General features: G+C 70.4%; 9 protein-coding genes. 4 read left to right on the forward strand and 5 right to left on the reverse strand.

The window, feature by feature from the left end; translation table 11 throughout:
• Window positions 1-336: phosphotriesterase-related protein (locus VGV13_13095; GenBank protein ID HEV8642030.1), on the forward strand; the 336-nt coding region annotated here is incomplete at its 5' end.
• Window positions 333-1,502 (forward strand): amidase, encoded by a 1,170-nt coding sequence (locus VGV13_13100; protein HEV8642031.1) that lies wholly within the window; start codon window positions 333-335, stop codon window positions 1,500-1,502. The genes VGV13_13095 and VGV13_13100, both read left to right, overlap by 4 nt.
• Before the next feature lie 22 nt (window positions 1,503-1,524).
• Here VGV13_13100 and VGV13_13105 read toward each other — a convergent pair whose 3' ends face one another.
• Together VGV13_13105 and VGV13_13110 are read right to left on the reverse strand one after the other, a co-directional pair.
• Entirely contained in the window at window positions 1,525-2,241 is a 717-nt protein-coding gene (locus tag VGV13_13105) for a dienelactone hydrolase family protein (protein ID HEV8642032.1), read from the reverse strand.
• 14 nt (window positions 2,242-2,255) lie between these two features.
• Window positions 2,256-3,104 (reverse strand): lytic transglycosylase domain-containing protein, encoded by an 849-nt coding sequence (locus VGV13_13110; protein ID HEV8642033.1) that lies wholly within the window; start codon window positions 3,102-3,104, stop codon window positions 2,256-2,258.
• Between the two features lie 51 nt (window positions 3,105-3,155).
• Here VGV13_13110 and VGV13_13115 point away from each other — a divergent pair, with 51 nt between their 5' ends.
• Window positions 3,156-3,485, forward strand: a complete 330-nt coding sequence (locus VGV13_13115) for a carboxymuconolactone decarboxylase family protein (protein ID HEV8642034.1) — start codon at window positions 3,156-3,158, stop codon at window positions 3,483-3,485.
• Window positions 3,486-3,743: 258 nt separating this feature from the next.
• Here the strand turns inward: VGV13_13115 and VGV13_13120 are convergent, their stop codons facing one another.
• Window positions 3,744-6,116: a xanthine dehydrogenase family protein molybdopterin-binding subunit gene (locus VGV13_13120; protein ID HEV8642035.1), complete on the reverse strand. Its 2,373-nt coding sequence runs from the start codon at window positions 6,114-6,116 to the stop codon at window positions 3,744-3,746.
• Between the two features lie 281 nt (window positions 6,117-6,397).
• Here VGV13_13120 and VGV13_13125 point away from each other — a divergent pair, with 281 nt between their 5' ends.
• A complete protein-coding gene (locus VGV13_13125) occupies window positions 6,398-7,894 on the forward strand; it encodes an amidohydrolase (GenBank protein HEV8642036.1) in 1,497 nt (498 codons plus the stop codon).
• A gap of 1 nt (window position 7,895) precedes the next feature.
• On the opposite strand, the gene VGV13_13130 is transcribed toward VGV13_13125, so the two are convergent.
• Complete coding sequence (locus VGV13_13130) at window positions 7,896-8,819, reverse strand: ABC transporter permease (protein HEV8642037.1); 924 nt, start codon at window positions 8,817-8,819, stop codon at window positions 7,896-7,898.
• The gene (locus tag VGV13_13135; GenBank protein HEV8642038.1) at window positions 8,816-9,922 is read right to left on the reverse strand and encodes an ABC transporter permease; all 1,107 of its coding nucleotides are present in this window, start codon (window positions 9,920-9,922) and stop codon (window positions 8,816-8,818) included. The genes VGV13_13130 and VGV13_13135 overlap by 4 nt, the downstream gene beginning before the upstream one ends.
• Window positions 9,923-10,037 lie beyond the last annotated feature (115 nt).

Here is a 10,037-nt window from a genome sequence, read left to right on the forward strand (position 1 = left end):
CTGCGCGGGCTGATGGAGCGGGGGAGCACGATCGGGATGGACCGCTTCGGCCTGGAGAACTACCTGCCCACCGCGAAACGGGTCGAGGTGCTCGCACGGCTCTGCGCCGAAGGCTACGCCGGCCAGATGGTCCTCTCGCACGACGCCAACTGCTGGACCGACATGCTCTCCGAGGACGACAAGCGCCGGACCCGGCCGCTCTGGCATTACAATCACATCTCCGACGACATCCTCCCCGCGCTCCGCAAGGCGGGCGTCACCGAGGATCAGATCGAGCAGATGCTCGTGCGCAACCCACGGGCGATCTTCGAGGCGCGGAAGAGCGGGAACGCGTGACGCCGGTGACCAGCCCCTTCGTCCCCGGCCCGGCGCTGCGGATCGCCGGCGCACCCGGCGGTCCGCTGGCCGGCCTGACGTTCGCCGCCAAGGATCTCTTCGACGTCGCCGGGCATCCGACCGGTGGGGGCAACCCGGACTGGGCGCGGCAGCATCCGGTGCCGACGCGCCACGCCTGGGCGGTGCAGCGCTTGCTCGACGCCGGGGCGACGCTGATCGGCAAGACCGTCACCGACGAAGTCTCGCTCGGCATCCTCGGCGAGAACGCCTTCGACGGCACGCCGCTCAATCCGAGGGCGCCCGACCGCGTGCCCGGCGGCTCTTCGTCGGGCTCGGCCTCGGCCGTGGCTCAGGGGTTGTGCGATACCGCGCTCGGCACCGATACCGGTGGATCGGTGCGCGTGCCGGCGAGCTTCTGCGGGCTCTACGGCATCCGGCCGACCCACGGCCGGCTCGACCTCGCCGGAATGATGCCGCAGGCGCCGAGCTCCGACACGACGGGATGGTTCGCGCGCGACGCGGAGACATTCGCCCGCGTGTGCGAGCTCATGCTGGGCGAGCCGATCCCAGCCAGCTTGCCGACCCGGCTCGTCGTGGCGGTCGACGCCTTCGGCTTTGCGGACGCCGAGACCGCCGCGGCGCTCGGGCCGATGGTGCGCAAGCTCTCGGCGCTGGTGAAGGAGATCCGCGAGGATCTCCTGGCCCCACCCGGGCTGTCGGTCTGGGCGCGGGCGCAGCGCACGCTGCAGCCCTACGAGGCCTGGCTCACTTTCAAGGACTGGATCGATCGCGACAACCCGCGCTTCGCCTTCAGCGTCGCCCGCAACCTCGTCCTCGGCAGCACGATTCCCGAAAGCGAGCGGCAGTGGGCGGCGATGATGCGCGACGAGGCTCGCGCCCGTCTCGCGTGGCTGCTCCCGCCCGGGACCATCCTCTGCATGCCGACGACGCCGTTCCCGGCGCCGCGGAAGGGGCTGCCCCTCGCGACGCTCGAGCCGCTGCGCGCGCGGATCCTCTGCCTGGCCTCGCACGGCGGCCTGACCGGTGTGCCGCAGGTGAGTCTGCCGGGCGCGCACGTCGACGGCCTCCCTGTCGGCCTGTCCATCCTCGGCGCGCGCGGCAGCGACGCGGCGCTCGTGGCCGTGGCGAGGGCGATGGTCCCTTGAGGCGCGCGTACCACCAGTGAACTCACACCGTGCGCTGGAGGAAGTCGGTTACGAGCGGCCAGACGAGGTCGGCGTAGTGCGGCTGGAAGCCGTCGTTATCGGGGTGGCGGAAGCCGTGGTTGGCGTCGGAGAAGAAGTGCCACTCGACGAGCCGGCCGTTGGCGATGAAGCTCTGCCAGAGCGGACCCTGGATGGCAGGCGTCGCGATGTAGTCCTTCCCGCCGCAGAACACGAGCGATGCGCACGTGAGCGTCTTCGCGAGCTTGAACGCGTGTCGGGGCCGATGCGAGGTCTCCGGCTCGTCGCGGATGGACGGATAGTAGAGGACGATCGCGCGCACCCGAGGGTTGTCGGCCGCGAAGGGGATGAGCAGCCGGCCTCCCATGCAATGCCCGATGGCGGCGGTGCGTGCCGGATCTGCTTTCATGGGCCCGGTGAGGTAGCGCCAGGCCTCGCCCAGCTTGTCGAGGAACTCGCCGTCGGAGTGCTTCGATTGCAGATCTGCGCCCTGACCGATGTGGCTCGTGCCCGGGATGCCGAACATGTTGAACAGGCTGGGAGCGAGGACGTTGAAGCCGAGGGCGGCGAGCTGGTAGGCGTCGAGCTTGTAGTCGGCGGTGACGCCGTGCGCGTGATGCGCCATCAGTATGCCGGGTCGCGGGCCGGGCCCTTCGGGATGCGCCATGTAACCGCCGATGCCGTCCTGCTCCAGAGTGAGCGTGCGCGCGATGATCGTCATTGCTGTTCTCCCCTCTAGCCGGCGGCTGCCAGCCGGACGAACTGCCGCTTCATCGCATTGACCCGCGCGAGGTAGCCGCCCACGGCGTGGTCGCCGCACCGCTGGTCGTCGGTCAGCCGGAAGCCGCGTCGTGCGTACGCGTCGCCCGGCCCGGCTCCGCACAGGTGGATGACGGCGGCGAGATCCTGCTTCTGCTGGAGCGTAGCCGTGGGGATCCGCTGGCGCTCCATCGTGTCGGCGACGCTCCGATCCAGAAGCGCGGCGGTCAGCTCGGCCGCGTGGCTCGGGACGACGCGAGTGTAGAAGCCGGTGAACCAGCACGACGTCACGTCGTACCAGGGGCCATCCTCGACGACCACGTGGTCATGGATGCAGTAGCGCTTCGCCTCCCGGAACGTCGCGTCCGTGATCTGGTACATGCCCACCGCGCTCGACGCCGGCTGGTACAGCTCGAAGGGGTTCCACGTCAGACGCCACCGCCAGTACGTCCGGGCCACCGGGTTGCCCGCGCCTTCGACCTGGGCCAGCGCCGCCAGCAGCTCGGGCGTGATGACCGCCGTGGAATGCTCGTGGAAGAGCGGCCCGTACCGCCACCAAGTCTCGGGCGGCGTCTTCGTGAGCGCGCCGCTCACCGGAAAGAACAACTCGGTGGGCTTGCGGATGACCTGATACCCCCAGTTCACCGCCGACCAGAGCGCCAGGATGACGACCGCGCCGACGAGGATCCGGACGGCGAGCGGCGCGGCCAGCAGCCCCCGGAGTGCTCGCCGGCCCGACCGGGCGAGCGGCCAGACGGACGCGCTGCGAGCTAGGCGCGCGCGCGTCCTGCGCGAAGTGGCTCTGGTAGCGCGTGAGTGTGACATGAAGGCTATCCTCTATTACTATGCACCAGCCACGCTGAAAAGGAGGGAGTCATGGAGTTTCATGGCGTCGACGCGAAGGCTCAATTCAAACGCATGCGGGAGCTCGTGCCGGAGGCGTACAGGGCGTTCCTCGAGTTCGATGCGAAGGCGTTCAAGGACGGAGCGATCCCGGGGAAGACCAAGGAGCTCATCGCGCTCGGCATCGCCCAGATCACGCAATGCCCGTGGTGCATCGACGCGCACACGAAGAAGGCGTCGCTCGCCGGCGCGTCCGACGCGGAAATCGCGGAGACGACCTTCGTCGCGATGGCGATGGCCGCGGGCGCGGCGTGGAGTCACGGCGGGCTCGCCCTGCAGTGTCTCCAGGCGCACAAGGGCTGACGGCCGTGCGGTCTCAAAATGATCTCGTCTGGGCCCTCGACCGCGTCGTGTATGCTGAAAGCGAGGAGAGTGCGGCCCATGAGCGAGTGCAAGCACGGCTTGAGGCACGGATGTGTCTATTGTCACGGCCACACGACGGCAACGCCAAAACAACCGAGCCAGAAGAAGCCGACCAAAGCGTCTCGACTGTCCGAAAAGATGAATGACCGGATGACGGCCCTGAAGCGGCGCCTGCGAGAGCTCCGCGGCGAGTAACGACTACCGAGCGAACGCGCCCGCCTGGCGGATGGCTTGCCAGACGCGCTCCGGCGTCGCCGGCATCTCGATGTGCTCCACGCCCAGCTCGGCCAGCGCGTCCACGATCGCGTTGACCACGGCGCCGAGCGCCGGCGTCGTGCCGCCCTCGCCGCCGCCTCTGAGCCCGAGCGGGTTGGACGTCGACGGCACTTCGCTGATCTCGGTCGCGAACTGCGGCAGCACATCGGCGCGCGGCAGGACGTACTCCATGAACGTCGCCGACAGCATCTGGCCGGTCTCGGCGTCGTAGTGGCAGCGCTCCCACAGCGCCTGCCCCACGCCCTGGGCGATACCGCCGTGAGTCTGGCCGTGGAGGATCATCGGATTCACGGCGCGGCCGACGTCGTCGACCGAAGTGTAACGCACGATCTCGACCACTCCGGTCTCCGGATCGACTTCGACCTCGCACACGGCACAACCGTAGGGAAAGGAGGGCACGCTCATTGTCTCGTCGCCGGCGCCGACGAGCGGCCCTCGGAGCGCCTCGGGCGCGTCGCCGCGGAGCGCGGCGGCCGCCACCTCGAACAGATCGACCGAGCGATCGGTGCCCTTCACCGTGAAGCGCCGCCTCGAGAAGTCGATGTCCGCGTCCGCCGCCTCCAGCAGCCACGCCGCGATGCGCTTGCCCTGGTCGACGATCTGATCCGAGGCCTTGGCCATCACCACCCCGCCGAGACGCATCGAGCGGCCGGAATGCGAGCCGCCACCCACGGGCGCCACGTCGGTGTCGCCGGTGATCAACCTCACCTGATCCAAGTCCACACCGAACCACTCGGCCATGAGCTGCGCGAAGCTCGTCTCGTGGCCCTGCCCGGCCGACAGCGTGCCGATCACCACGTCGATCCGGCCCTCGGGACGCACGGTGATCTCGGCGCGCTCGCGCGGCATGCCGGAGTTGAGCTCGATGTAGTTGGCCAGGCCGATGCCGCGATAGCGGCCGCGGCGGCGCGCCTCGGCGCGGCGCGCCTCGAACCCTGCCCAGTCCGACAGAGCCACCGCGCGGTCCTGCACCGCCCCGTAGTCACCGCTGTCATAGACCATGCCGACGGGATTGCGGTACGGCATCGCAGCAGCCGGCACCAGGTTGCGCCTCCGAAGCTCAACGCGATCGAAGCCGTGGCGGCGCGCGGCGAGGTCGATCAGCCGCTCCATCACGAACATCACCTCGGGGCGGCCGGCGCTGCGATACGGCGTCGTGGGTGACGTGTTGCTGAGCACCGCGCGAGCGCGGATGGAGGCGGCGGGAACGTGGTACACGCTGGTCGCCAGCGCGACGCCCTTGGCGAGAGGGATGAACGACACGGCGTGCGCGCCGACGTTGCTCGTATTGACGCCACGCAGTGCCAGGAAATCGCCTTGGGCGTCGAGCGCCAGCTCGGCGTGCGACACGAGGTCGCGCCCCTGGTAGTCCGTGAGAAACGCCTCCCGACGTTCGCAGGTCCACTTCACGGGTCGGCGGAGGCGCTTCGCCGCCCAGGCGACCAGCGCGAACTCCGGATAGAAGCTGTTGCGGGTCCCGAAGTTGCCGCCGACCTCTCCCGACACCACGCGCACCGCGCTCGCCGGTACGCCGAGCGCGGCCGCGAGATCGCTCTGGTGGCGCTGCACGCCCCCCGAGCCTGCGTAGAGGGTGTAGCGGCCGCTGGCATCGTCGTAAGCGCCGAGCGCCGCCCGCGGCTCCATGGGCACGCCCGTCACGCGCTGGACCCACGTTTCGAGCCGCACCACGTGGGCCGCGCGGCGGAATGCGGCGGCAGCGGCGGCAGCGTCGCCGGCGTCGGAATCGACGCACACGTTCGAGCTGGTCTCCCTCCACGCGATCGGCGCGTCCGCTTCGGCGGCGTCGCCGGTGGCGGTCACCGCGGGCAGCGGCTCATAGTCCACCGCCACGCGCTCGGCGGCGTCTCGAGCGGCCGCGCCCGTTTCGGCGATCACCATGGCCACGGCCTCGCCCACGAAGCGCGCCCGGTCGGCCGGCAGCGGCGGATGCGGCGCGATGAAGAACGCCGAGCCGTCGCGGCTCCTGAGCGGGACTTCGTGCGGGTTGGACGGCACCGGGCGGTGCGGGATCGGCTGGAGGCCATCGGCGGCCGCGTCTTCGCCGGTGAGCACGGCGATCACCCCCGGCACCTTCAAAGCGCCGGCGACGTCGATGCGTCGGATGCGCGCGTGCGCGTGCGGCGAGCGCATCATGTACGCGTACGCCTGGCCCGGCAGGTTGAAGTCATCGCTGTAGCGACCGTTGCCGGTGAGCAGGCGCGCGTCCTCCCGGCGCAGCACCGGGTTGCCGAAGCCCTGGCCAGCCGAGCGGGTGCGGGAATTCAGGAATGACATCTTGCCCTCGGACGGGCATTCTACCGCCACCTTCAAGGAAGGAGCGTCCTGTGGCCGACAAGACAAGACCATCAGGCGCTCGGCGAACATGGCGCTGCTCAGCAGATCCGCGAGGGGCTTCACCAGCTCCAGGCCGCCGGGGGCGACGTCCTGTTCATCCCCACGATGTTCCGTCCGCTGGACGAGCTGCGCCGCGATCGGGACCGGTTCATCGCGGAAATCTCCCCGGCATTCCGGTAGGGTGCGGAAGGAGTACACTGAGGCGCGACGATGAGGGGTCCGTGAAAACGCTGATCCGCGGGGGAACGGTGCTCACGCTGGACCGCGAGGACCGCGTGCTCGTCGGCGAGGACGTGCTCGTCGAGGATGAGCGAATCGCGCGCGTCGGCGGCCGGCTCACGGAGCGCGAGGGGCCCTTCGATCGGGTGATCGACGCCTCCGGGCGGCTCGTGATGCCCGGCCTGGTCAACGCCCACTTCCACTGCTACGACCGGTTCCTCAGGGGCATGTGGGAGGGGACGCCGCTCGAGATGTGGCTCCTCTGCGTGAGCCCGATGTTTCATCCGCCCCTCACCGACCGCGCGGCCATCGTCCGGTCGCGGCTCTGCGCCGCCGAGATGCTCCTGAGCGGGACGACCGCCTGCGTCGACAACATGCACCCCCCCGCGCTGGCGGCGGAGGCGCTCGCTCCGACGATCCAGGGCTACGTCGACGTCGGGCTCCGCGTCTGCGCGGCGCCGATGATCTGGAACCGGCCCTTCACCCGGACGATGCCGTATCTCGACACGATCATGCCGCAGGCGGAGCGCGACCGGCTCGACCGCACGCCGCCGGCGGTGCACGAGATCCTCGACTTCCACGGCCGCCTGGTGAAGGAATGGGACCGCCGCGAGGGGCGCGTGCACGTCATGCTGGCGCCGGCGGGGCCCCAGCGCTGTACCGACGAGCTCCTCCGCGCCTTCGCCGCGGCCGCCGAGAGGGAGCGCCGCCCGATCCACAGCCACATCCTCGAGACCAAGGTGCAGGCGGTCATGGCGCGGGAGCTCTACGGCAAGAGCATGATCGCCCACCTCCGCGACCTCGGCTTCCTTTCCCCGCGGCTCACCGTGATCCACGGCGTCTGGCTCTCGCGCCAGGACATCGGGATGATCGCGGAGGCCGGGGCGACGGTCGCTCACAACCCGACCTGCAACTTGAAGCTCCTGAGCGGCGTGGCGCCGGTGCCGCGGCTGCTCGAGGCGGGCGTGAACGTCGCGCTCGGGACGGACAATCCGTCCGCCAACGACAGCTCGAACCTCTTCGACAGCCTGAAGCTGGCCGCGCTGCTCCAGAGCCTGGACGGACCCACGCCCAAGGCCGGCAGCCCGGCGCGGGCGGCGCTCCGGATGGCGACGGCGGGCGGCGCCCGCTCGATGGGGCTCGAGGACGAGCTGGGGGCCGTCCAGGCCGGCCGCCGCGCGGACCTCGTGGTCCTCGACCTTGGCTCGCCCGGCTGGGTGCCGCTGAACGACCCCGTCCGGCAGCTCGTCTACTGCGAGAACGGGTCGTCGGTGCGCACGGTCCTCGTCGACGGCCGGGTCGTGGTCGACGAAGGACGGCTCACGACCGTCGACCTCCGCACGCTCCGCGAGGAAGCCCTCGAGATCGCCCGGAAAGTCCTCGCCGACAACCGCGTCGCGCGGCAGCAGGCCGAGGGGCTGCGGCCGTACCTGGAGGAGATGCACCGGCGCGCGGTGGCGCAGGATCTCGGCTTCAGCGCGTTCCCGCCGCCGCGGTAGACTACTCCTCGCGCGAGTACGGCAGGCCGAGCGCGCTGGGCATGGCGAGGCGACGCCGCCACAGCGCGACCAGGAGCATGACGGTGAGCGTCGCGACGTACGGCATCATGCGGAGCACGATGGTGTTGGCCTGGATGCCGAGCACCTGCGCGCGGAAGCCGATCGCCTCCACGCCGCCGAAGAGATAGGCGCCAAAGACCAGCCGGGACGGATTCCACGTGGCGAAGATCACCAGGGCCAGCGCGATCCAGCCGAGCCCCGCCGTGAGGTTTTCCGTCCAGGCCGGCACGTACGCCAGCGAGAGGTAGGCGCCGCCGAGTCCCGCGAACATTCCACCGACGATGACCGCCGTGTACCGGATGGCGGCGACGCCGACGCCCATGGCGTCGGCCGTGCCCGGATTCTCGCCGCACGCGCGCAGGTGGAGGCCCGGGCGCGTCCGGTAGAGCCACCACCAGCCGAGCGGAATCATCACGTAGCTGGCGTAGACCAGCGCGTCCTGGGTGAACACCGACGCGCCGAGGATCGGAAGCTGCGACAGACCGGGCACCGCGATCACGGTGAACGGCGCCGGGTTGGGCACGCCGATATGTGACTTGCCGAGGAAGCTCGAGAGCCCGCCTCCGAACAGCGCCAGCGCGAGCCCCGCGGTCACCTGATCGGCCCGAAGCGTGACGGTGAGCAGCGCGTGCCCGGCGGCCAGCACGCCGGCCCCCAGCATCCCGGCGACCACGCCGAGCCACGGGCTGCCGGTGGCGACGACCACGATGAAGGCCGAGACCGCGCCGACCAGCATCATGCCCTCGACGCCGAGATTCAGGACTCCGCTCGACTCGGCCAGGGTCTCGCCGAAGGCGGCGAAGATCAGGGGCGTGCCCATGGCGATGGTGGCCGCCAGGAGCCTGACGAACTGCTCCTCGCTCACCGGGCGGCTCCGAGCGCCGCTTTCTGAGCCGCGGCCGCGCGCGCGCGGCGCACCCGCGCCAGCAGCGACTCGCCGGCGACGACGAGGAACAGGATCGCCGCCTGGATCATGTAGGTGATCGCCGCCGGCACCTTGGAGGTCTGCAACGCGAAGCCGCCGTTCAGCAAGCCGGCAAACAGCACGGCGACAGGCACCGCCGCCCACGGGTTCAGCTTGGCGAGCCAGGCGATGATGATCGCGCTGTAGCCGTAGCCCGGCGAGAGCCCCTGCTGGACGCGGAAGATCATGCCGCTGACCTCGGCCATGCCGGCCAGCCCCGAGAGCGCTCCGCTCGCCGCCATCACGACCAGGATGTTGCGGGCCACCGGCATGCCCGCGTACCGGGCGGCGCCGGGGCTGGCGCCGATGGTCCGGATCTCGTAACCCCACGCGGTGTGGCCGACGACCGCGGCCACCACCACGGTCGCCGCCAGAGCGAACACCAGCCCCAGATGCACGTCGCCGAAGAGCATCGGCAGCCGGGCCGCGTCGGAGAACGCCGGCGAGTACGGGAAATTGAACGCGGTCGGATCAGCCCACGGTCCAAAGACGAGGTAGTCGACGACGAGCAGCGCCACGTAATTCAGGAGCAGCGTCGAGATCACCTCGTTCATGCCGACGTAGGCCCGGGGGACGGCGGGCACCAGCGCCCAGAACGCGCCGCCGAGCAAGCCCAGCAGGACCATACCGGGGAGCAGGACGAGCGCGGGGAGCGTCGCGTAATTGAGAGCCAGCCACGACGCGGCGAGGGCGCCGATCGTGAGCTGGCCCTCGGCGCCGATGTTCCAGAGCCCGGCGGTGAACGTGAGAATCACTCCGAGCGTCGTGAGCATGAGCGGGACGGCCTTGAGCAGCGTCTGCTCGAGGGCGAAGCGACTGCCGAAGGCGCCGACCGCCATGTCGGCGTACGCGAGAAGAGGATTGTGACCCTGCAGGATGAGCAGGACCGCGCAGAGGAGGAGCGCCGCCACGACGGCGGCGATGCGGACGAGAACGGCTTCGACCCAGTCCGGGATCCTCGACCGCGGCGCCGGGCGGGTGATGGCCAGCGTCGCGTCGGCCACTAGTGTTCCGTCCTTGAAGTCATGTCAAGAACCCGCCACGCGGGGCCGGGGCCGGCGGGCGCGTGCGGCAGGGGTCGACGGGATCCGTTCCCGCCCGCTGGCAACGGACCCCGCG

The organism is Candidatus Methylomirabilota bacterium, assembly GCA_036001065.1.
In the GTDB taxonomy this organism is placed as follows: Bacteria; Methylomirabilota; Methylomirabilia; order Rokubacteriales; family CSP1-6; genus MNEF01.